The following is a 20,341-nucleotide window of genomic DNA, read 5'->3' as shown; positions in this document are numbered from 1 at the left end:
GGTCGGCCGCGCGCGGTGCGGGCGCTGCGCCCAGCTGCGCCGAGCCGTCGGCGGCGGCCTGCTTGACGTCGGCCATCGTCACCACGCCGTCGGCGCCGGTGGCGCGCACGCGGGTCAGGTCGACCTTGAGCTTGCGCGCGAGCGCGCGCACCGCCGGCATCGCCTTGACGCCGCCGACCGTGCTGGCCTGCTCGCTGCGCACCGCATCGGACGACTGCATCGCGCCGACCACGGTGCCGCTGTCCTGGCGCGGCTGGCCCTTGGCGGCGGGTTCGCCCTCGTCCTGGATCGCGCCGCCGTCGTCCGAGGCGACCACCCGGTGGTCCGGCGCCGGGTCCTCGCTGCCCACGCCTTTTGACGGCTGGCCGCCGCCGTGGTGGTGGCCGGTGTCCTGGCCCTCGGCGCGCTGCGGCATCGACGGGTCGACTTCGAACTCGGCCAGCATCGCGCCGGTGGTGATCACGTCGCCGGCGGCGCCGGCCAGCTTCAGCACCTTGCCGGACACCGGCGAGGGCACCTCGACCACGGCCTTGGCGGTCTCCATCGAGACCAGCGCGTCGTCCAGCTTGATCGTGTCGCCGACCTTGACCGTCCATTCGACGATGGTCGCGTCCGGCAGGCCTTCGCCGAGGTCGGGCAGGAAGAAGGTTTTCTTGTTGCTCATGGCAGTCCTTCGTTTTGCGGGGGCGCCGCGGCGCCCGGGCAGTGCATCGGTGGGTGCATGGCGGCCGGTGGGTGCCGGCCACCGCGGCCGGCGGTCAGCCGGCGACCATCGCCCGCTTCGCCGCGGCGACCACGCGGTCGACGCTCGGCAGGTACTTCATCTCCAGCCGGAACAGCGGGATGTGGGTGTCGTAGCCGGTGACGCGCTCGACCGGGGCGAGCAGGTCGTACATCGACTCCTCGGCCAGGCGCGCGGCGATCTCGGCGCCGAAGCCGGCGGTCTTGGGCGCCTCGTGCACGATCACGCAACGGCCGGTCTTGGACACCGACTCGGCGATGGTGGCGAAGTCCAGCGGACGCAGGGTGGCGACGTCGATGACCTCGGCGCTGATGCCTTCCCCGGCCAGCTGTTCGGCGGCCTCCAGGGTCTCCTTCACCTGCGCGCCCCAGGTCACCAGGGTCACGTCGGAGCCGTCGCGCAGGACGTAGCAGACGTCCAGCGGCAGCGCCTCGCCGTCGTCCGGCACGTGTTCCTTGTACTGGCGGTAGATGCGCTTGGGCTCGAAGAAGATCACCGGATCCGGCTCGCGGATCGCCGCCAGCAGCATGCCGTAGGCGCGCTGCGGCGAGGACGGCATCACCACGCGCAGGCCCGGCACGTTGGTGAAGATCGCCTCGTTGGCCTCGCTGTGGTGCTCCGGCGCGCGGATGCCGCCGCCCCACGGCACCCGCAGCACCATCGGGCAATGCAGGCGGCCGCGGGTGCGGTAGCGCATACGCGCGGCGTGGCAGACGATGAAGTCGACCATCGGGTACATGAAGCCGTCGAACTGGGCTTCGGCGATCGGCTTCATGCCCTGGCTGGCCATGCCGACGGTCAGGCCGGCGATGGTGGTTTCGTCCAGCGGGGTGTCGATCACCCGCTCGGAGCCGAACTGCGCGTGCAGGCCGGCGGTGGCGCGGAACACGCCGCCGTTGACGCCGACGTCCTCGCCGAGCACCACCACGCTGTCGTCGACGCGCATCTCGTGGGCCATCGCCTGGGTCAGCGCCTCGATCAGCGTGATCGGGGCTGCGGTGTCGTTGCTGCTCATGCGCGGCCCTCCCGTGCGATCGCCTGTTCGCGCTGGGCCAGCAGGTCCGCCGGCGGGTCGGCATATAGGTGGTCGAACATCGCTTCGACAGGCTGCACCGGGGTCTCCAGGTAGGCGTTGATTTCGACGTCGACCTTCGCGCCGCATTCCTCGATCCAGGCCTTCTCCTCGGCGTCGCTCCACACGCCGGCGGCGGTCAGGTAGGTGCGCAGGCGGGTCATCGGCTCGCGGGTCCAGCCGTCCTTGACCTCGGCCTCGTCGCGGTAGCGGCTGGCGTCGTCGGCGGTGGTGTGGTCGTGCAGGCGGTAGGTCATGAACTCGATCACGCTGCCGCCCTCGCCGTTGCGCGCGCGCTCGGTGGCGCGGCGCATGCCCTCGAGCACGGCGACCAGGTCGTTGCCGTCCACCTGCAGGCAGTGCAGGCCGCCGGCCAGGCCCTTCTGGGCGAGCGTCTGCGCGCCGGTCTGGGCATGCCGCGGCACCGAGATCGCCCAGCCGTTGTTGACCACGCACAGCACCAGCGGCGACTTGTAGGCGCCGGCCGAGTTGAGCGCGGCGTAGAAGTCGGTCTTGGACGAGCCGCCGTCGCCGCAGCAGGCCACGGCCACGCGGTCCTGCTTGCGCAGCTTGAACGACAGCGCCGCGCCGGCGGCCATCAGGCACTGGGTCGAGATCGGTACGCACCACGGGTAGTCGTTCTTCGCCTCGGCGAAGTCGTTGCCGCGCTCGTCGCCGCCCCAGTACAGCAGCACCTCGCGCGGCTTCACGCCGCGCATGAACTGCGCGCCGTACTCGCGGTAGCTGGGGGCGAACACGTCCTCGGGCCGCATCGAGGCGCCGATGCCGACGTGGGTGGCCTCGTGGCCGAGGCAGGCGGCGTAGGTGCCGAGCTTGCCGGTGCGCTGCAGCTTGATCGCCTTGCTGTCGAAGGTGCGCACGAACAGCATCTGCTTGAACAGCGGCAGCAGGGCCCTGGGGTCACGGAAGGCTTCGGGCAGCTCGGCGACGGGCTGGCCGTCCGGCCCGATGTATTGCAGGTACTCGATCTCGAACGATGCGGCGACCGTCATTGCGCGCGTTCCTCGGTCATGCGAAAGACCCCCGATGATACCGGCGGCCCCGGAAAAATCCGTTGCGCGATGCGGCAAGCGGCCGGCGTACGGCGCGCCGCCGGGACGGCCTGGCGATCGCGCCTGATCCAGGTCAGGGCGTAGCGGCCGCGCATGTGCGATACCCTTTCGCCCCCCGCAGGAGCAGGCGATGAGCGTCGACAGGAACGAGCGAGCACTGGAAACCGGCATCCACACCGACCTGTCGGGGCGGCTCAGCTATGGCGGCTACCTGCACCTGGACCGGCTGCTCGATGCGCAGCATCCGCTGTCGAATCCGGCCGAGCACGACGAGCTGCTGTTCATCGTCCAGCACCAGGTGTCCGAGCTGTGGATGAAGCTGATGATCCACGAGCTCAAGGCGGCCACCGTGCACCTGCGCGCCGACGAGCTGGGCAGCTGCCAGAAGATCTTCGCGCGCTGCAAGCAGGTGCTGCGCCAGCTGACCGAGATGTGGTCGGTGCTGGAAACGCTGACGCCGTCGGACTACATGCGCTTCCGCGACATCCTCGGGCCGTCGTCGGGTTTCCAGTCGCTGCAGTACCGCACGATCGAGTTCCTGCTCGGCAACAAGAACGCGGCGATGCTGAAGGTGTTCGCCCACGATCCGGCGGCGGAAACTTCGCTGCGCGAGGTGCTGGAGTCGCCCAGCCTGTACGACGAGGCGCTGCGCTTCCTCGCCCGCCAGGGCCACCCGGTGCCGGAACACCTGCTCGAACGCGACTGGTCGCGCCCGCACGTGTCCGAGCCGGCGCTGCTGCCGGTGTTCGGCCGGATCTACGAGGACCCCGACGCGCACTGGGCCGCCTACCACCTGCTGGAGGACCTGGTCGACCTGGAGAGCCAGTTCCAGCTGTGGCGCTTCCGCCACATGCGCACGGTGATGCGGATCATCGGCTTCAAGCGCGGCACCGGCGGCTCGTCGGGCGTGGGCTTCCTCAAGCAGGCGCTGGACCTGACGTTCTTCCCGGAGCTGTTCGAGGTGCGCACCTCGATCGGCACGGGCCGCTGAACCGCTGCTTGTGCTGCGTCGCAGCATCGCGCGCGTTCATTTGACGTGCTCGTTACATAGCGGTTAAACCTTCCCCCGTTTTCGCCCCTGCCGGCTCGCCGCCGGCCGAGGGGGGATTGCCACGAGACCGCCCAGCAGGGCGGCAGACCGACAGATTCCTTCAGGGGAGAAAAACCACCAGTGGCCACCAATCCAGTCCCGGCGGGGGAGAAGACCTTCCTCGGCCATCCGCGCGGCCTGTTCGTGCTGTTCTTCGCCGAGATGTGGGAGCGCTTCTCCTACTACGGCATGCGCGCCATCCTGATCTTCTACCTGGTGCAGCACTGGCTGTTCTCGGAGCAGAAGGCCTACCTGATCTATGGCGCCTACACCGCGCTGGTCTACATCACCCCGGTGATCGGTGGTTACCTGGCCGACCGCTACATCGGCCAGCGCAAGGCGGTGCAGTACGGCGCGGTCCTGCTGGTGATCGGCCACGGCCTGATGGCGTTTGAAGGTACCGGCGGGCAGGACTCGCCGATGCTCAACGTGTTCTGGCTGGCACTCGCGTTCATCATCATGGGCGTCGGCTTCCTGAAGGCCAACATCTCGGCGATCGTCGGCCAGCTGTACCGTCAGGGCGATGCGCGACGCGATCCCGCCTTCACGATCTTCTACATGGGCATCAACCTGGGCGCGGCGATCGGTTCGGCGCTGGTCGCCTACCTCGGCCAGGAGATCGGCTGGTCCTGGGGCTTCGGTGCGGCCGGCATCGGCATGCTGCTGGGCCTGATCGTGTTCGTCTGGGGCCGCCCGGCACTGCTCGGCAAGGGCGAGGCGCCGGACCCGGCGCTGCTGAAGAAGCCGATGCTGGGCGTCCCGACCGAATGGATGGTCTACCTGATCGGCCTGGTCGGCGTGGTGGTGGTCTGGTTCCTGGTGCAGTACCAGTCCGTCGTCGGCTGGCTGCTGGCGCTGTTCGGTGCCGTCGTCGTCGCCTACCTGCTGTTCACGGCGGTGTTCAAGCTCGACCGGGTGTACCGCGACCGGATCCTCGCCGCGCTGTTCCTGATCGGCCTGCAGCCGCTGTTCTGGGCGCTGTTCGAGCAGGCCGGTTCCTCGCTCAACATCTACACCGACGAGCAGGTCAACCGCGAGCTGCTGGGCTGGGAAGTGCCGGCCGGCATGTTCCAGTCGCTCAACGCGATCTACATCATCCTGCTCGGGCCGGTGTTCGCGTGGCTGTGGCTGGCGCTGGCCAGGCGCGGGCTGGAGCCGTCCACCCCGGCCAAGTTCGGCCTCGGCCTGGTGCAGCTCGGCCTGGGCTTCCTGGTGCTGGTGGCCGGTGCGGTCGCGGCCGGTACCGGCAACCCGACCCCGGTGATCTTCATCTTCGCCATCTACCTGCTGCACACGATGGGCGAGCTGTGCCTGTCGCCGGTCGGCCTGTCGGCGATGACCAAGCTGGCGCCGGCGAGCATGGTCAGCCTGCTGATGGGTACCTGGTTCCTGGCCAGCGCGGCCGGCAACTACATCGGTGGCCTGATCGCCCACGCAACCGGTGCCGAAGCCGCCGAAGGCGCCGCCGCCACGCCGGTGCTGGACGTCTACCAGCAGATCGGCTGGATCGCGATCGCCGTCGGCGTGGCCGTGGTCGCGGTGTCGCCGCTGATCCGCAAGCTGATGCACGAGGACGTCGACACCGAGCGCCACGACCGTGCACTGGCCGGGCAGGAAGAAGTGGGCGAGCCGGCCGCGGCCGGTACCCGTACCGACCAGGAACTGCGGTAACCGCGACCCGGCCATGCCTGGCGCATGGCCGGTATGCGCGCGAACGGAAACGGCGGCCTCCGGGTCGCCGTTTCTTTTTCAGGTACCGCCCTCGGCCTGCAGTTCGAGCTCGTCGAGCCGGTCGAGCAGGCGGAACAGCAGGTCGCGCTCGGCCGGCTGCATGCCCTTCAGCAGGCGCTGCTCGAACTCGATCGCCAGCGGCGCGACCTCGTCGTAGATGCGGTAGCCGTCGGCGCTGAGGCGCAGCACCGAGCGGCGGCGGTCGTCGCCGTGGGTCTCGCGCCGGAGCCGGCCGGCCTCGACCAGCCGCGCGACCGCACGGCTCACCGCCACCTTGTCCATCGCCGTGCGCTGGGCGACCTCGCCGGCCGACAGGTCGGGATAGCGGCCGAGCACCGCCATCACCCGCCACTCGGTGACGCCGAGGTCGAAGCGTTCGGCATACATGCGGAAGATCGAGTCGCTGACGCGGTTGGACAGCACCGACAGCCGGTACGGCAGGAAGTGTTCGAGGTCGAGTTCGACGTGTCGCGGGCGTCGCGCGCCGGGGCGGGGGTCGTTCATGTTGCGCCGCGCCTTGTGTATGGTTTCATGTGAAACTATAACGTCGTTCCGCGGCCGCCGTGCCGCGCACCCTTCCCGTGCTTTCCAAAGCCGCAGATCCGGAGTCCCCCATGAGCGCCCAGCCCAACCTCGGCATGCAGGTCACCACTTTCGAGAACCCGATGGGTATCAACGGGTTCGAGTTCGTCGAGTTCGCCGCGCCGGCCGGGCAGGGCGAGAAGATGCGCGACTACCTGCGCAAGCTCGGCTTCACCGCGGTCGCCCGCCACCGCGAGCGCGCGATCACCCTGTTCCGCCAGGGCACGATCAACTTCCTGCTCAACGAGGAGCCGGGTTCGTTCGCCGCCGACTTCGCCGCCGAGCACGGCCCGTCGGCCTGCGGCTTCGCGATCCGCTTCCGCAAGCCGGTTGGCGAGGTGCTCGACCACGTGCTCGCCAACGGCGGCGAGAAGGCCGACCACAAGCCGGAGACCGGCGCCGTGTCCGCGCCGGCGATCAAGGGCATCGGCGACTGCATGCTGTACCTGATCGACGACTCCGCCGAGGACATCTACGCCGGTTACGAGCCGCTGCCGGGCGTCGACCAGCACCCGGAGGGCTTCGGCCTGACCTTCATCGACCACCTGACCCACAACCTGTTCCTCGGCAACATGCAGAAGTGGTCGGACTACTACGAGAAGCTGTTCAACTTCCGCGAGATCCGCTACTTCGACATCAAGGGGGCCAAGACCGGCCTGCTGTCGAAGGCGATGACCGCGCCGGACGGCATCGTGCGCATCCCGCTCAACGAGTCGTCCGACGAGAAGAGCCAGATCAACGAGTACCTGCGCGACTACAAGGGCGAGGGCATCCAGCACATCGCGCTGTTCACCGACGACATCTACGCGTCGGTCGAGAAGATGCGCGAGGCCGGCATCGCCTTCCTCGACACGCCCGACACCTACTTCGACGTGATCGACCAGCGCGTGCCGGGCCACTCCGAGGACGTCGAGCGCCTGCGTCGCAACGCCATCCTGATCGACGCCGACATGGAGACCAAGAAGCGCCTGCTGCTGCAGATCTTCACCCAGAACGCGTTCGGCCCGATCTTCTTCGAGATCATCCAGCGCAAGGGCAACGAGGGCTTCGGCGAGGGCAACTTCCAGGCGCTGTTCGAGTCGATCGAACGCGACCAGATGAAGCGCGGCGTGCTGTAAACCACTTTCCGGGCCGGAGGCAGTCGCGTGAAGGGATACATGTCGGGGTTTGGCAACGAGTTCGCGACCGAGGCGGTCGCCGGCACGCTGCCGGAAGGACGCAACTCGCCGCAGCGGGTGGCGCACGGGTTGTACGCCGAGCAGCTGACCGGCTCGGCGTTCACCGCGCCGCGCGGAAGCAACCGCCGCAGCTGGCTGTACCGGATCCGCCCGGCCGCGGTGCACGGGCCGTTCGAGCCGATGCGGCGCGACGACGGCCCCGCGCGCTTCCACAACGATTTCGGCGACGGCCCGGTGACGCCCGATCAGCTGCGCTGGGACCCGCTGCCGATGCCGGCCACCGACGCGCCGACCGACTTCGTCGACGGCCTGTTCACCATGGCCGGCAACGGCGGCCCGGCGGCGATGACCGGCATGGGCGTGCATCTGTACGCCGCCAACCGCTCGATGGACGGGCGGTTCTTCTACGACGCCGACGGCGAGCTGCTGATCGTCCCGCAACTGGGGCGGCTGCGGATCGCCACCGAGCTGGGCGTGCTCGAGGTCGAACCGCAGGAGATCGCGGTGATCCCGCGCGGCGTGCGCTTCCGGGTCGAACTGCCCGACGGCACCGCCCGCGGCTACGTCTGCGAGAACTTCGGCGCGCTGCTCAAGCTGCCCGACCTCGGCCCGATCGGCAGCAACGGGCTGGCCAACCCGCGCGACTTCCTGACGCCGCAGGCCGCGTTCGAGGACGTCGAGGGCGACTTCGAACTGGTCGCCAAGTTCCAGGGCCACCTGTGGCGCGCCGACATCGGCCACAGCCCGCTCGACGTGGTCGGCTGGCACGGCAACTACGCGCCGTACAAGTACGACCTGCGCCGCTTCAACACGATCGGCTCGATCAGCTTCGACCACCCGGACCCGTCGATCTTCCTCGTGCTGCATTCGCCCAGCGACACCCCGGGCACCAGCAACCTCGACTTCGCGATCTTCCCGCCGCGCTGGCTGGTGGCGCAGGACACGTTCCGGCCGCCCTGGTTCCACCGCAACATCGCCAGCGAGTTCATGGGCCTGGTGCACGGCGCCTACGACGCCAAGGCCGAGGGCTTCGTCCCCGGCGGCGCCAGCCTGCACAACTGCATGACCGGCCACGGACCGGACGCGGCGACGTTCGACAAGGCCAGCGCCGCCGACCTGTCCCGCCCCGACGTGATCCGCGACACGATGGCGATCATGTTCGAGGCGCGCGCGGTGATCCGGCCGACCAGCCAGGCGCTGGCCGCGAACCACCGCCAGCGCGGGTACCAGGCCTGCTGGGACGGGCTGGGCAAGCACTTCCGCGGCTGAGCACCGTGGGCGTCGACGCGCGCGGGGCATTCGCGCGCTGTTGACGACGCGGTGCAGAAGATCGGGCGCCGTCCTCCACGAGTGTGCCCATGCCGAGCCGTCCCGACCGCATCCTCGCCGCAGCGTTGCTGGCGCTGGCGATCACCGCCTGCAGCGCCGACGATGGGGCCGCCGTCGACCCGTCCGCCGCCGCTGGCGACCCGCCGACCACGATCGGTCCCGATGCGCCCAAGCCGGCCGCGCCGGCGCCCGCGCCCGCCGAGCCCACCGCCACCGGCGACGCACGCTTCGATGGCTACGGCCCCGCGCGCTTCGGCATGAGCGCGGACGCGGTGCGCGCGGCCTGGAACGGCGGCGACCTCGGTGAACCCGGCGACGCGCCCGCCGGCGGTCCGGACGGCAGCGACGCCTGCTTCCACCTCAGTCCGGTCGGCCAGCCGGACCAGGCCTATTTCGCGATGATGTTCGAGGGCGGCCGCTTCGTCCGCTACTCGGTCGCCAACGACGGCATGGCCGCTCCCGGCGGCGGTCGCCGCGGCATGGACGAGGCCGGGCTCGAAGCGCTCTACGGACCGGTCACCGACCGCAGCCCGCACAAGTACGTCGACGGCGAATACCTGCGCGTCGCCGACCCGTCCGGCAGCGACGCGGTTTTGTTGTTCGAGACCGATGCCGACGACGTGGTGACCGAGTGGCGGGTCGGGCTGCCGCCGCAGGTCGATTACGTCGAAGGTTGCTCCTGAGCCGCGGCTCAGGCCTAGAATCGACCCGTTCACACCGGAGGATCCGCGATGCTGGCAGCACTTGGCTTTTTCGTGCTCGGACTGCTGCTGCTGGCACTGGGCGGCGACTCGCTGGTGAAGGGCGCCTCGGGACTGGCGCGGCGCGGCGGGCTGTCGCCGTTCGCGACCGGGCTGGTGCTGGTCGCGTTCGGCACCTCGCTGCCGGAACTGGCGGTCAATCTGCGCGCGATCGCGGTCGGCCAGCCGGAGCTGGCGCTGGGCAACGCGATCGGCAGCAACGTCGTCAACTTCGGGTTGGTGCTCGGCGCGGCCGCGGTCGCGGCGCCGCTGCTGGTGCGCTGGCGCGCGCTGTCGCCGCTGCTGCTGGTGCTGGTCGTCGGCACCGCGGCGGCGATCGTGTTCGGCCTCGACGGCCGCCTGTCGCGGATCGAGGGCGGGATGATGCTGCTGGCCTTCGTCGCGGTGCTGGCGTTCGCGTTCTCCCGCGCGCGACAGGAGGTGCCGGAGCTGCGGGCCGAGCTGGAAGCGTTCGCCCACACCGGCACCGACCTCAAGCTCAACCTGCTGCGGCTGGCAATCGCGCTGGTGCTGCTGTATTTCGGCGCGCGCTTCGTGGTCGACGGCGCGCTGGAGCTTGGCACCGGCTGGGGACTGTCGCCGCTGCTGACCGGCCTGGTCGCCGTCGCGATCGGCACCGCCCTGCCGGAGCTGGCCGCCGCGGTGGCCGCCGCGCGGCGGGGGCAGGGCGACATCGTGCTCGGCCACGTGGTCGGTTCCAGCGTGTTCAACCTGCTGGTGATCGTCGGCGCGATGGCGCTGTGGCAGCCGCTGGTGCTACCGGGTGTGCTGGTGCGCTACGCGCTGCCCGCGGCGCTCGCGTTCGCGCTGGTGGTGTACCCGATGCTGCGCGGCGACCTCGAGGTCAGCCGGCGCGAGGGCGGGGTGCTGTTGGCGGGCTTCGTGGTGTGGCTGGCGTTCGAGCTGGTGCTGCTCGACAGCGCCGGCCGGGTCGCCGCGATCGGCTGACCCGCGTGCCGCGTCGATGCGCGCTGCACGGCACGGACGGTAAGGTTGGGGGCGGTCGCGCGGTTGCTACACTGGCCCGATGAACCGTTCCCCCGAAACATCCCCGCCCGCCCGCCCGTTCTCGCGGCGCGCGGTCAATGCGCTCGCGCGCTTCCTCCGCCTCGAGGCCGCCGGCGGCATCATGCTGATCGGCGCGGCGGCGCTGGCGATGATCTTCGCCAACTCGCCGCTGGAAGAAGTCTACGAAGGCTTCCTGGAACTGCCGGTGCAGGTCCGCATCGGCGAGCTCGACATCGCCAAGCCCGCGCTGCTGTGGATCAACGATGGCCTGATGGCGGTCTTCTTCCTGCTGGTCGCGCTGGAGATCAAGCGCGAGGCGCTGACCGGGCAGCTGGCCGGGCGTTCGCAGCTGATCCTGCCGCTGGTGTGCGCGGCCGCCGGCGTGATGGTGCCGGCGCTGATCTTCACCTCGCTCAACCAGGGTGACAGCGAGGCGATGCGCGGCTGGGCGGTACCCACCGCGACCGACATCGCCTTCGCGCTCGGCGTGCTGGCGCTGCTGGGTTCGCGCGTGCCGGTCGGGATGAAGCTGCTGCTGTCGACCATCGCGGTGGTCGACGACCTGATCGCGATCGTGATCATCGCGCTGTTCTATTCGCACGGCATGTCGCTGGTCGCGTTGGCGTGGGCCGGTGCGGCGCTGGCGCTGATGTGGCTGCTCAACCGCCGTGGCGTGACCGCGCTGACGCCGTACCTGCTGCTGGGCGTGGTGCTGTGGGTGTGCGTGCTGAAGTCGGGCGTGCACGCGACCCTGGCGGGCGTCGCGACCGGCCTGATGATCCCGCACGTCAATCCGCGCAACGACATCGACGACGAGGTCGAGCATTCGCCGCTGGAGCACCTCGAACACGCGCTGCACCCATGGGTGGCCTACGCGATCCTGCCGGTGTTCGCGTTCGCCAATGCCGGCCTGGCGCTCGGCGACCTGAGCATCGAAGCGGCCTTCGCGACGCTGCCGCTGGGCATCGTGCTGGGGCTGGTGGTCGGCAAGCCGATCGGCATCGTCGGCGCGGCGGTGTCGATGCGGGCGCTGGGCTGGGCGCGCTTCCCCGACGGCATGGACCTGCGCGCGATGATCGGGCTCGGCCTGCTGTGCGGCATCGGCTTCACCATGAGCCTGTTCATCGCCTCGCTCGGCTACCGCGACCCGCTCAACTACGAAGCGGCGGTGCTCGGCGTGCTGTGCGCGTCGGTGATCGCGGCGCTGCTCGGCTACGGCTGGCTGCGCGCGGTGATGCCGGCGCCGCGCCGGCCCGGCTGAGCCATGCGCCACGCGCTGGTGTTCGGCGGCAGCGGCCAGGTCGGCCGGCCGCTGCTGGCGCGGCTGTGCGGGGCCGGCTGGCGGGTGAGCGCGGTGTCGCGCGCGCCGGCAGCCGATGCCGGTGCCGGCGCGCTGCGCTGGCTGGCCGGCGAGTTCGACGCGATGCCGGCCTTGCCGTCGCAGGTCGATGCGATCCTCAGCTGCGGGCCGCTGGACCGGTTCGCGCGCTGGTACGCGGCCGCGGCACCCGAGTGCCCGCGGGTGGTCGCGTTCGGCTCCACCAGCATCGACACCAAGCACGATTCGGCCGATGCCGGCGAGCGAGACATCGTCCGCCGCCTGCGCGAGGGCGAGGCGGCGGTGTTCGCGGCCGCGGCCGGGCGCGGTGCCGCCGCGACGCTGCTGCGGCCGACCCTGGTCTACGGCGCCGGCCGCGATGCCAGCCTGAGCCGGATCGCCGCGCTGGCCGGCCGCGCGGGGGTGTTCGCGCTGCCGCGCGGGGCCACCGGGTTGCGCCAGCCGGTGCACGTCGAAGACCTCGCCGACGCCGCGATGGCCTGCCTGGGTGCGCCGGCCAGCCACGGCCGTGCCTACGCCCTGCCGGGCGGCGAGACCCTGCCGTACCGGGAGATGGTCGGCCGCGTGCTGGCCTGCCTGCAGCCGCCGGCACGGCTGGTGGAGCTGCCGGCGCCGCTGTTCGCGATCGCGCTGCGGCTGGCGCAGCTGACCGGCCGTGCACGCGGCCTCGGCGACGCCGCGATCGGCCGCATGCGCGAGGACCTGGTGTTCGACATCGACCCCGCCGCGCGCGACCTGGGCTACGCGCCGCGACCGTTCCGGCCAAGCCCGGGAATGTTCATGCCCTCCGGGCCGGTGCGGTAATCCCGGAATCATCGGTAGGAGCGACGCCAGTCGCGACCCACTGACAATCGGATGGGTGGCGAAGGCGCGCACCCGCGGGCATGGCGCGGTCGCGCGATCGCGAATGCGCGTTGAACGCAGGTGTCGGGCGGGTCAGTGGGTCGCGCCTGACGTCGCGCCTACCTGGCGGGCGCCGCGCCGGTGGCCGGTCAGATATCCCGCGCCGGCGGCAGCGTCCGCGACTTCTGCAGCGCCCGCAGCGCCACCACCAGCACGCCGCCGAGCACCATCGCGCCGCCGATGAACAGCCGCGGCCCCGGCCGGTCGCCCCAGAACGCGATGCCCAGCCCGACCGCCAGCACCGGCACCAGCAGCAGCCACGGCGTCACCTGCGCCACCGGGTGGCGCTGCACCAGCACGTAGTACAGCCCGTGGCCGAGCAGCGACGACACGAACGCCGCATAGCCCACGCCGACCCACGCGACCCAGCTGGCCGATGGCAGCGCCGCGATCGCGCCCGGTTCCAGCCACGCGCTGACCGCCAGCAGCGGCAGCACCGCGATCACCGCGGTCCAACCCTGCATCGCGAACGCGTCGATCCCGCGCAGGCCCTTCATCAGCACCGTGCCGATCGCCAGGAACAGCGCCGCCGCCAGCATCATCGCCAGCGCCAGCGGGTCGTCCAGCACCAGCGGGTCGAAGCCCAGCACCAGCACGCCGCCGAAGCTGATCGTGATCGCCAGTCCGGTGCGCCAGGCGAACCGCTCGCCCAGCGCGAACCACGCCAGTAGCGTCGTCATCGGGATGTAGCTCTGGATCACGATCGCCGGCGATGACAGGTCGCCGGCCATCTTCAGCGCGACGAAGCTCAGGCCGAAGTGCAGCACGCCCACGCACACGCAGGTCGCCAGCAGCCGTCCCCACTGGCCCGGCGCCGGTCGCCGCAGGAAGAACACCAGCGGCAGCCCGAGCGCGACGAAGCGAAGCGCTGTGAACAGGAACGGCGGCACCTCGCGCAGCGCGTAGGCCGAGGTCAGGAAGTTCCCCGCCCAGGCCACCACCACCACCATCACCAGCAGCAGGTCGCGGGCCGGCATCGGTGCGCTCAGTAGCCCAGCCCGAGCCGCCGGTACAGCTTGGCCAGCACCCACGCGGGGCCGATCAGCAGGTAGCGCAGATCGGTCAGGAAACTCGGGCGGCGGCCCTCGAAGCGCGCGCCGTGGCCGATGAACTGGCCGATCCACGCCACCACGAACACCACCGCCGCGCTGCACAGCAGCACCGGGCGGCCGAAGGCTTCGAGGATCGCGTTGGACAGCAGCGCCATCAGCGCGAACATCGCCAGCATGCCGAGCCCGAGTGCGCGCGACTGGCGGTAGTAGAACAGCGTCGCGGCGAACATCGCCAGGCCGGCCCAGAAGCCGTCGCGGAACCACGTGCCCGGCGCCGGGATGCACCACAGCAGGGCGACGATGCTCCACACGATCGCCGGCACGCAGACCACGTGGATGCGCTGGTTGCCGGGGTTGCGGTGGTCGGCCGCGTAGCCGGCGAACCAGCGGTCGATCGGGCGCTGGGTGGCGGCCATGTCAGTCGACGCTGATCCCGGCCAGCTTCCACAGCGCCTCGGCGTAGCGCGCGCGGGTGCGCTCGATCACCTCGGCCGGCAGCTTCGGCCCGGGCGCGGTCTTGTCCCAGTCCAGCGTCTCCAGGTGGTCGCGCACGATCTGCTTGTCGTAGCTCGGCGGGCTGGTGCCGACCTGGTACTCGTCGGCCGGCCAGTAGCGCGAGGAGTCCGGCGTCAGCATCTCGTCCATCACGTACAGCCGGCCGTCGGCGTCGGTGCCGAACTCGAACTTGGTGTCGGCCAGCAGGATGCCGCGCTCGGCGGCGTGGCTGGCGGCGTAGCGGTACAGGCGCAGGGTGGCGTCACGCACGGCCTCGGCCAGCTCGGCGCCACACAGGCGCACCGCGGTGTCGAAGTCGATGTTCTCGTCGTGGTCACCGACGGCGGCCTTGGTCGACGGGGTGAAGATCGGCTCGTCCAGCTGCTGCGCCTGCTGCAGGCCGTCGGGCAGGGCGATGCCGCTGATCCGGCCGGTGCGCTGGTAGTCCTTCCAGCCGCTGCCGATCACGTAGCCGCGCGCGATGCACTCGATCGGCACCGGCTTGAGGCGCTTGGTGACGACGGCGCGCTTGGCGTAGCGCGCGGCGTCGACGCCGGCCGGCAGCACCGCGGCGACGTCGATCCCGGTCAGGTGGTTGGCGACGATGTGCTCGGTGCGGCCGAACCAGAAGTTGCTGATCTGGCAGAGCATCTCGCCCTTGCCTGGGATCGGGTCGGGCAGCACCACGTCGAACGCACTGAGGCGGTCGGTGGCGACCATCAGCAGGTAGTCCCCCGGCGGGGTGCCGGCGGGCAGGCGGTCGGACGGCAGGTCGAACACGTCGCGGACCTTGCCGCGGTGGCGCAGCGGCAGGCCGGGCAGGTCGGATTCGGAGAGCGCGGAGCGGAGCACGGTGGTGGACAACGTCGGTTCCCTGGATGGCACACGTGGCGCGGTGGCCCGCCGTCGCAATCCGCACCGGTGGTCGCGCGCGTGCGCGACGGGGTCGGGCAGTGTACGCCGGCCGGGCGCCGGCTGCAGGTAGACTGGCGGGCCATGCCGGGCGGTCTGCGTGCCCGGCCCGCCACGAGTCGATGAAGGGGCCGCCGATGGGGCGCTGGTACGGCAAATTGCTGGGCGTGTTCGCCGGTGCCGCGCTGCTGCGGGCCAACCCGTTGCTGGGCGCGCTGGTCGGCCTGCTGATCGGCCACGCCTTCGATGTCGACTGGTTCCGCCTGCGCCGCGACGACCCCTACGCGGTGCTCGGGCTGACCTCCGACGCCAGCGACGAGGAGCTCGACCGCGCGTACCGTCGCCTGATCGGCCAGTACCACCCGGACCGCGTCGCCGGCGCCGCCAGCGAGTTGCGCCGGCAGGCGGAGACCCGGGCGCGCGAGATCAACCGCGCCTACGACCGGATCAAGACCCTGCGCGGGCGGAAATGACTCTGAACTCCCCCTTCGTTGTACGAGCGACGTCAGTCGCGACCCGCCGACCGCCCGATTCCTTCCGCGTTCGCGACTGACGTCGCTCCTACGGATCACCGAGACCACCACATGCAACCGACCATCATCGCCCCGTCCATCCTCTCGGCCGACTTCGCCCGCCTCGGCGAGGAAGTCGACAACGTCCTCGCCGCGGGCGCCGACTGGGTCCACTTCGACGTGATGGACAACCACTACGTGCCCAACCTGACGATCGGGCCGATGGTCTGCGAGGCGCTGCGCAAGCACGGCGTCACCGCGCCGATCGATGTGCACCTGATGGTCGAGCCGGTCGACCGGATCGTGCCGGATTTCGCCAAGGCCGGCGCCAGCATCATCAGCTTCCACCCCGAGGCCAGCCGCCACGTCCACCGCACCGTGCAGCTGATCAAGTCGCACGGCTGCCAGGCCGGGCTGGTGCTCAACCCGGGGACGCCGGTCGAGGTGCTCGACTACGTGCTCGACGAGCTCGACATGGTGCTGCTGATGTCGGTCAATCCGGGCTTTGGCGGGCAGGCGTTCATCCCGTCCACGCTCGACAAGCTGCGCCGCGTGCGCGAGCGGATCGACCGCAGCGGCCGCGCGGTGCGGCTGGAGATCGACGGCGGGGTCAAGGTCGACAACATCGGCGAAATCGCGGCCGCGGGCGCCGACACCTTCGTCGCCGGCTCGGCGATCTTCAACGCCAGCGACTACGCCGATGTGGTCGGCCGGATGAAGGCCGCGGTCGCCGGCGTTCGCGGCTGAGCGGACAAAAAAAAAAGACCGGACACCGATGGCATCCGGTCTTCGGGGAATTTGGAGGCAATCCCGCCTCCGCCGGTCGTCCCTGTTATGGCCTCCCATGCTGGGCATCGACCATGACCGGGTGATGACAGGCGCGGCCGTTCACCGCGCCTGCGCGAGCGGCTGCTAGCCTCGCCGCATGCACGCCCCGCCAGCAGCCCCCGCACCCGTTGCCGCGCGGCCGCGCTGGCGGCTGATCCTCAACGGCAAGTCGGCCGGCGACGAGCCCCTGCGCGAGGCCGTCGCGACCCTGCGCGGGCGCGGCGTGCGGCTGGACGTGCGGGTGACCTGGGAAGGCGGCGACGCGGAGCGCTATGTCGCCGAAGCCATTGCCGACGGTGTCGACACCATCGTCGCCGCCGGCGGCGACGGCACCCTCAGCGAGGTCGCCGCCACCCTGGCCCATCGCGACGAGGACGCCCACGCCCTGCCGACGCTGGCCCTGGTGCCGCTGGGCACCGCCAACGACTTCGCCGCCGCCGCCGGCATCCCGCTCGAACCGCTGGCCGCGCTGGAGGTCGCGTCCGGCCAGCCGGCGACGCCCGTCGACCTGCTGCGCATCGACAACCTCGACAGCGACCGCAGCCACTGGTGCGCCAACCTCGCCAGCGGTGGCTTCGGCACCCAGGTCACGGTCGAGACCGACGAGGGGCTGAAGAAGCTGCTCGGCGGCCTCGCCTACCTCGTCACCGGCATCGCCCGGCTCGGCCGGATCGACCCGGTCGAGGCGCGCTTCAGTGCGACTACCGCCGATGGCGCCGACTTCCACTGGCAGGGCGGCTTCATCGCGCTGGGCATCGGCAACGGGCGCCAGGCCGGCGGCGGCCAGGTGCTGTGCCGCGACGCCGTGCTGGACGACGACCTGCTGGAGCTGACCATCGTGCCGACGCTGGAGGGCGAGGTCGCCGCGACCATCGGCGCGGTCATCACCCGTGGCCGGCAGGCGGCGCTGGACCGCGTGGCGGTGCGCGCGCGGCTGCCGTCGCTGCGGATCGAGGCCGACCAGCCGTTCGTGCTCAACCTCGACGGCGAGCCGATCGAGTCGACCCGCTTCCGCATCGACTGCGTGGCCGGCCGCGTGCGCATGCACCTGCCGCGGGGCTGCGCGCTGCTGCGGCCGTCGCGCTCGGCGCCGGAAGCGGATAAAGTAGCGCGATGATCTCCCGGGCGACCCCGATTTCCTGCACTGCCGACACGGGTTGGCGATGGTGGCCTGCAGCCGCCGTCCACGCCCCGTCGCATCCCCAGGAAACGCCCCATGACCACGCCCCACAGCGCCGCGCCCGCCGCGGCCGATAGCCGCTTCGAACGCTTCCAGCAGCAGGCCGCCGCCGGCCACACCCGCATCCCGGTCGTGCGTGAGGTCCATTCCGACCTCGACACCCCGCTGTCGGTCTACCTGAAGCTGGCCGACGGCCCGCATACCTACCTGTTCGAGTCGGTCGAGGGCGGTGAACGCTTCGGCCGCTACTCGATCATCGGCCTGCCGGCCGCGCGCGTGTACGCCTTCGCCGGCCACACCCTGTACGTCACCGAGCACGGCGAACTGGTCGAGGCGCGGGAGGTCGCCGACCCGTTCGCCGAGGTCGAGCGCCTGCGCACGCTGCACTCGGTCCCCGCCATCGACGACCTGCCGGGCTTCACCGGCGGGCTGGTCGGCTGGTTCGGCTTCGAATGCATCGGCTTCATCGAGCCGAGGCTGGCCGGCGGCGGTCCCGATGGCGAGCCCAAACCCGACGGCCATCCTGTTGACGAGCTGGGCACCCCCGACATCCTGCTGATGCAGTCCGAGGAAGTCGCGGTGTTCGACAACCTCAAGGGCCGGCTGTACCTGGTCGTCCACGCCGACCCGTCCGAGCCGCAGGCGTGGGCACGGGCCAACCGCCGGCTCGACCAGCTGGTGCACCGCCTGCGCACCGGCGCCGCCTACCCGGAAACGCTCGACCCGGCCGGGCTGGACGAGGCCGACTTCGTCTCCGGTTTCACCCGCGAGGGCTTCATCAAGGCGGTCGAGCAGTCGAAGGAGTACATCCGCGCCGGCGACATCTTCCAGGTGGTGCTGAGCCAGCGCCTGTCGGTGCCGTTCAAGGCGCGCCCGGTCGATGTCTACCGCGCGCTGCGGGCGCTCAATCCGTCGCCGTACATGTACTTCCTCGACGTCGGCGAGATGCAGGTGGTCGGTTCCTCGCCGGAGATCCTGGTGCGGCTGGAGCACGACGTGGACGGCCGCGGCACCGTCACCGTGCGTCCGATCGCCGGTACCCGCCCGCGCGGGGCGACGCCGGCCGAGGACGCCGCGCTGGAGGCCGAGCTGCTGGCCGACCCGAAGGAGCGCGCCGAGCACCTGATGCTGATCGACCTCGGCCGCAACGACGTCGGCCGGGTCAGCGAGGCGGGCACGGTCGAGGTCGGCGAGCAGTTCGTGATCGAGCGCTACAGCCACGTCATGCACATCGTCAGCGAGGTCACCGGCACGCTGAAGGCGGGCATGAGCTATGCCGACGTGCTGCGCGCGACCTTCCCGGCCGGCACCGTCAGCGGCGCGCCGAAGATCCGCGCGCTGGAGGTGATCCGCGAGCTGGAGCCGATCCGTCGCAACGTCTACGCCGGCAGCATCGGCTACCTCGGCTGGCACGGCGACGCCGACATGGCGATCGCGATCCGCACCGCGGTGATCCAGGACGGCCGCCTGCACGTGCAGGCCGGCGCCGGCATCGTCCACGACTCGGACCCCGGGAAGGAGTGGGACGAGACCATGAACAAGGGGCGCGCGCTGTTCCGCGCGGTCGCCGAAGCGGCGCGCGGCCTGTGAGCGGCGCCCCGTCCGCGCTATCCGGCCGCGCGCGCGTCCGTTCCGGTGGCCGCGGCATGGCCCGGCGTGACCTGCCGGACCCGGACCACCGCCGGGTCGTCGGCGTGCTCGACCAGCAGCCGGCGCACGCGCTCCTGCCAGACCTCGCCGAACTGGCGGCGCCGGGCCTCGTCGGCCTGGCCCTGGATGACCTGCGCGACCAGCATCCGCTGCTCCGGCCGCGCCGGCACCGGGGACGGGTCGAACACGACCTCGACGGTGGCCCCGGTGTCCAGGCGCCGCAGCCGCACCGCGGCGGCCGCGGCATCGCCGTAGCGCAGCAGGTTGTTGCGCGCGTGCTGGCCGCCCAGACCCTTGAACCCGCCGGTACCGGCCGCGCCGGTGACCAGCGTCAGCACCTGGCCGATGACGCCGGCGACGCCTTCGTCCTCGGCTTCCGGCAGGCTCACCGCGACGCCCCCGCGCTCCGGCGTCCGCGTCGCGTACAGGGCGCGCAGGCCGGCGCGCGCGCACAGCCAGGCGCCGGCGACGGTGGGACAGGAGTGCCCGGCCAGCCGCACGGCATCGCCGTAGCGATAGTCGATCACGCCGTCGGGGCTGGCCCCCAGCAACCGGGCCAGCCCGTCGCGCATGCGGATCACCGGTGCCCGCTCGAAGAACTCCGGGAACGCCACGGCTCAGCTCCGGACGATGAAGTCGATCACGATCGCGCCCGGGTCGCGCTGCAGGTAGGCGATCTCCACCGCCTCGCCGAAGCGGTCCTGGATCTGCGCCAGCAGCGGGATCGGGTCGTGGTCGTTGACGAAGCGCATCGCCTCGCCCGGCTGCAGCGCGCCGAGCGCGCCGAAGATCGCCGAATGGCGGAAACGCCGCGCGATGCCGCGCGCGTCGAAGGGGTAGGGGGTGTACTCGGCGGCCGGCTGGGCGTCGGGTGCGGTCATCTGTCTGCTCCGGACTATGGGAC

The 20,341-nt window shown here is 71.1% G+C and carries 21 protein-coding genes; 12 read left to right on the top strand and 9 right to left on the bottom strand.

What is annotated here, in order from left to right; all coding sequences use genetic code 11:
* From N799_RS09840 to pdhA, 3 genes are all read right to left on the bottom strand, one after another.
* The coding region (locus tag N799_RS09840) for a biotin/lipoyl-containing protein (RefSeq protein ID WP_036211618.1) at positions 1-664 on the bottom strand (664 nt) is incomplete at its 3' end.
* A 94-nt stretch (positions 665-758) separates the two neighbouring features.
* Positions 759-1,757, bottom strand: coding sequence for an alpha-ketoacid dehydrogenase subunit beta (locus N799_RS09835; protein WP_036211615.1), 999 nt, complete (start codon positions 1,755-1,757; stop codon positions 759-761).
* Positions 1,754-2,827 carry a pyruvate dehydrogenase (acetyl-transferring) E1 component subunit alpha gene (gene pdhA / locus N799_RS09830; RefSeq protein WP_036211612.1) on the bottom strand — a complete coding sequence of 358 codons (1,074 nt, stop codon included), beginning with the start codon at positions 2,825-2,827 and terminating at the stop codon, positions 1,754-1,756. The genes N799_RS09835 and pdhA overlap by 4 nt, the downstream gene beginning before the upstream one ends.
* A gap of 190 nt (positions 2,828-3,017) precedes the next feature.
* Between pdhA and N799_RS09825 the strand changes: the two genes are divergently transcribed.
* Together N799_RS09825 and N799_RS09820 are read left to right on the top strand one after the other, a co-directional pair.
* On the top strand, positions 3,018-3,878 hold the full coding sequence (locus tag N799_RS09825) for a tryptophan 2,3-dioxygenase (protein WP_036211610.1): 861 nt from the start codon (positions 3,018-3,020) through the stop codon (positions 3,876-3,878).
* A 180-nt stretch (positions 3,879-4,058) separates the two neighbouring features.
* Positions 4,059-5,648 (top strand): peptide MFS transporter, encoded by a 1,590-nt coding sequence (locus N799_RS09820; RefSeq protein WP_036211607.1) that lies wholly within the window; start codon positions 4,059-4,061, stop codon positions 5,646-5,648.
* A gap of 78 nt (positions 5,649-5,726) precedes the next feature.
* On the opposite strand, the gene N799_RS09815 is transcribed toward N799_RS09820, so the two are convergent.
* Entirely contained in the window at positions 5,727-6,212 is a 486-nt protein-coding gene (locus N799_RS09815; protein ID WP_052101437.1) for a MarR family winged helix-turn-helix transcriptional regulator, read from the bottom strand.
* A 110-nt stretch (positions 6,213-6,322) separates the two neighbouring features.
* Between N799_RS09815 and hppD the strand changes: the two genes are divergently transcribed.
* From hppD to N799_RS09785, 6 genes are all read left to right on the top strand, one after another.
* Positions 6,323-7,408, top strand: a complete 1,086-nt coding sequence (hppD, locus tag N799_RS09810) for a 4-hydroxyphenylpyruvate dioxygenase (protein WP_036211601.1) — start codon at positions 6,323-6,325, stop codon at positions 7,406-7,408.
* 39 nt (positions 7,409-7,447) lie between these two features.
* Positions 7,448-8,737, top strand: coding sequence for a homogentisate 1,2-dioxygenase (gene hmgA, locus N799_RS09805; protein WP_036211598.1), 1,290 nt, complete (start codon positions 7,448-7,450; stop codon positions 8,735-8,737).
* A gap of 89 nt (positions 8,738-8,826) precedes the next feature.
* The gene (locus tag N799_RS09800; protein WP_036211595.1) at positions 8,827-9,480 is read left to right on the top strand and encodes a hypothetical protein; all 654 of its coding nucleotides are present in this window, start codon (positions 8,827-8,829) and stop codon (positions 9,478-9,480) included.
* A 48-nt stretch (positions 9,481-9,528) separates the two neighbouring features.
* Positions 9,529-10,506: a calcium/sodium antiporter gene (locus N799_RS09795; RefSeq protein WP_036211593.1), complete on the top strand. Its 978-nt coding sequence runs from the start codon at positions 9,529-9,531 to the stop codon at positions 10,504-10,506.
* A 79-nt stretch (positions 10,507-10,585) separates the two neighbouring features.
* On the top strand, positions 10,586-11,827 hold the full coding sequence (gene nhaA / locus N799_RS09790) for a Na+/H+ antiporter NhaA (RefSeq protein ID WP_052101436.1): 1,242 nt from the start codon (positions 10,586-10,588) through the stop codon (positions 11,825-11,827).
* A gap of 3 nt (positions 11,828-11,830) precedes the next feature.
* Positions 11,831-12,709, top strand: coding sequence for an NAD-dependent epimerase/dehydratase family protein (locus tag N799_RS09785; protein WP_052101435.1), 879 nt, complete (start codon positions 11,831-11,833; stop codon positions 12,707-12,709).
* A gap of 188 nt (positions 12,710-12,897) precedes the next feature.
* Here the strand turns inward: N799_RS09785 and N799_RS09780 are convergent, their stop codons facing one another.
* The 3 genes from N799_RS09780 to N799_RS09770 are packed head-to-tail and all read right to left on the bottom strand — an operon-like array spanning position 12,898 to position 15,219.
* Positions 12,898-13,785: a DMT family transporter gene (locus tag N799_RS09780; RefSeq protein WP_036211591.1), complete on the bottom strand. Its 888-nt coding sequence runs from the start codon at positions 13,783-13,785 to the stop codon at positions 12,898-12,900.
* A gap of 8 nt (positions 13,786-13,793) precedes the next feature.
* Positions 13,794-14,276 (bottom strand): Mpo1 family 2-hydroxy fatty acid dioxygenase, encoded by a 483-nt coding sequence (locus N799_RS09775; protein WP_036211588.1) that lies wholly within the window; start codon positions 14,274-14,276, stop codon positions 13,794-13,796.
* A gap of 1 nt (position 14,277) precedes the next feature.
* On the bottom strand, positions 14,278-15,219 hold the full coding sequence (locus tag N799_RS09770; RefSeq protein ID WP_036211586.1) for a phosphoribosylaminoimidazolesuccinocarboxamide synthase: 942 nt from the start codon (positions 15,217-15,219) through the stop codon (positions 14,278-14,280).
* A gap of 170 nt (positions 15,220-15,389) precedes the next feature.
* On the opposite strand from N799_RS09770, the gene N799_RS09765 reads away from it, so the two are divergent.
* The 4 genes from N799_RS09765 to trpE all read left to right on the top strand — a co-directional run bounded on the left by N799_RS09765 (position 15,390) and on the right by trpE (position 19,377).
* A complete protein-coding gene (locus N799_RS09765) occupies positions 15,390-15,740 on the top strand; it encodes a J domain-containing protein (RefSeq protein WP_238978898.1) in 351 nt (116 codons plus the stop codon).
* A 111-nt stretch (positions 15,741-15,851) separates the two neighbouring features.
* Complete coding sequence (gene rpe / locus N799_RS09760) at positions 15,852-16,526, top strand: ribulose-phosphate 3-epimerase (RefSeq protein ID WP_036211584.1); 675 nt, start codon at positions 15,852-15,854, stop codon at positions 16,524-16,526.
* A gap of 178 nt (positions 16,527-16,704) precedes the next feature.
* Positions 16,705-17,724 carry a lipid kinase YegS gene (gene yegS, locus N799_RS09755; protein WP_052101434.1) on the top strand — a complete coding sequence of 340 codons (1,020 nt, stop codon included), beginning with the start codon at positions 16,705-16,707 and terminating at the stop codon, positions 17,722-17,724.
* Positions 17,725-17,823: 99 nt separating this feature from the next.
* Positions 17,824-19,377 (top strand): anthranilate synthase component I, encoded by a 1,554-nt coding sequence (gene trpE, locus N799_RS09750; protein WP_052101433.1) that lies wholly within the window; start codon positions 17,824-17,826, stop codon positions 19,375-19,377.
* 17 nt (positions 19,378-19,394) lie between these two features.
* Here trpE and N799_RS09745 read toward each other — a convergent pair whose 3' ends face one another.
* Both N799_RS09745 and N799_RS09740 read right to left on the bottom strand, forming a co-directional pair.
* Entirely contained in the window at positions 19,395-20,051 is a 657-nt protein-coding gene (locus N799_RS09745; RefSeq protein WP_036211582.1) for a hypothetical protein, read from the bottom strand.
* A gap of 3 nt (positions 20,052-20,054) precedes the next feature.
* Positions 20,055-20,318, bottom strand: coding sequence for a DUF2249 domain-containing protein (locus N799_RS09740; RefSeq protein WP_036211580.1), 264 nt, complete (start codon positions 20,316-20,318; stop codon positions 20,055-20,057).
* Positions 20,319-20,341 lie beyond the last annotated feature (23 nt).

This window comes from Lysobacter arseniciresistens ZS79 (genome assembly GCF_000768335.1).
Taxonomy (GTDB): domain Bacteria; phylum Pseudomonadota; class Gammaproteobacteria; order Xanthomonadales; family Xanthomonadaceae; genus Novilysobacter; species Novilysobacter arseniciresistens.
This window is presented reverse-complemented; position numbering and strand designations above follow the sequence as displayed.

What these genes read in the sequence shown, in the direction of transcription:
- N799_RS09835 (WP_036211615.1), bottom strand. Translation starts at nt 1,757, where the DNA reads ATGAGCAGCAACGACACCGCAGCCCCGATCACGCTGATCGAGGCGCTG.
- pdhA (WP_036211612.1), bottom strand. Translation starts at nt 2,827, where the DNA reads ATGACGGTCGCCGCATCGTTCGAGATCGAGTACCTGCAATACATCGGG.
- N799_RS09825 (WP_036211610.1), top strand. Translation starts at nt 3,018, where the DNA reads ATGAGCGTCGACAGGAACGAGCGAGCACTGGAAACCGGCATCCACACC.
- N799_RS09815 (WP_052101437.1), bottom strand. Translation starts at nt 6,212, where the DNA reads ATGAACGACCCCCGCCCCGGCGCGCGACGCCCGCGACACGTCGAACTC.
- hppD (WP_036211601.1), top strand. Translation starts at nt 6,323, where the DNA reads ATGAGCGCCCAGCCCAACCTCGGCATGCAGGTCACCACTTTCGAGAAC.
- hmgA (WP_036211598.1), top strand. Translation starts at nt 7,448, where the DNA reads ATGTCGGGGTTTGGCAACGAGTTCGCGACCGAGGCGGTCGCCGGCACG.
- N799_RS09800 (WP_036211595.1), top strand. Translation starts at nt 8,827, where the DNA reads ATGCCGAGCCGTCCCGACCGCATCCTCGCCGCAGCGTTGCTGGCGCTG.
- N799_RS09795 (WP_036211593.1), top strand. Translation starts at nt 9,529, where the DNA reads ATGCTGGCAGCACTTGGCTTTTTCGTGCTCGGACTGCTGCTGCTGGCA.
- nhaA (WP_052101436.1), top strand. Translation starts at nt 10,586, where the DNA reads ATGAACCGTTCCCCCGAAACATCCCCGCCCGCCCGCCCGTTCTCGCGG.
- N799_RS09785 (WP_052101435.1), top strand. Translation starts at nt 11,831, where the DNA reads ATGCGCCACGCGCTGGTGTTCGGCGGCAGCGGCCAGGTCGGCCGGCCG.
- N799_RS09780 (WP_036211591.1), bottom strand. Translation starts at nt 13,785, where the DNA reads ATGCCGGCCCGCGACCTGCTGCTGGTGATGGTGGTGGTGGTGGCCTGG.
- N799_RS09775 (WP_036211588.1), bottom strand. Translation starts at nt 14,276, where the DNA reads ATGGCCGCCACCCAGCGCCCGATCGACCGCTGGTTCGCCGGCTACGCG.
- N799_RS09765 (WP_238978898.1), top strand. Translation starts at nt 15,390, where the DNA reads ATGAAGGGGCCGCCGATGGGGCGCTGGTACGGCAAATTGCTGGGCGTG.
- rpe (WP_036211584.1), top strand. Translation starts at nt 15,852, where the DNA reads ATGCAACCGACCATCATCGCCCCGTCCATCCTCTCGGCCGACTTCGCC.
- yegS (WP_052101434.1), top strand. Translation starts at nt 16,705, where the DNA reads ATGCACGCCCCGCCAGCAGCCCCCGCACCCGTTGCCGCGCGGCCGCGC.
- trpE (WP_052101433.1), top strand. Translation starts at nt 17,824, where the DNA reads ATGACCACGCCCCACAGCGCCGCGCCCGCCGCGGCCGATAGCCGCTTC.
- N799_RS09740 (WP_036211580.1), bottom strand. Translation starts at nt 20,318, where the DNA reads ATGACCGCACCCGACGCCCAGCCGGCCGCCGAGTACACCCCCTACCCC.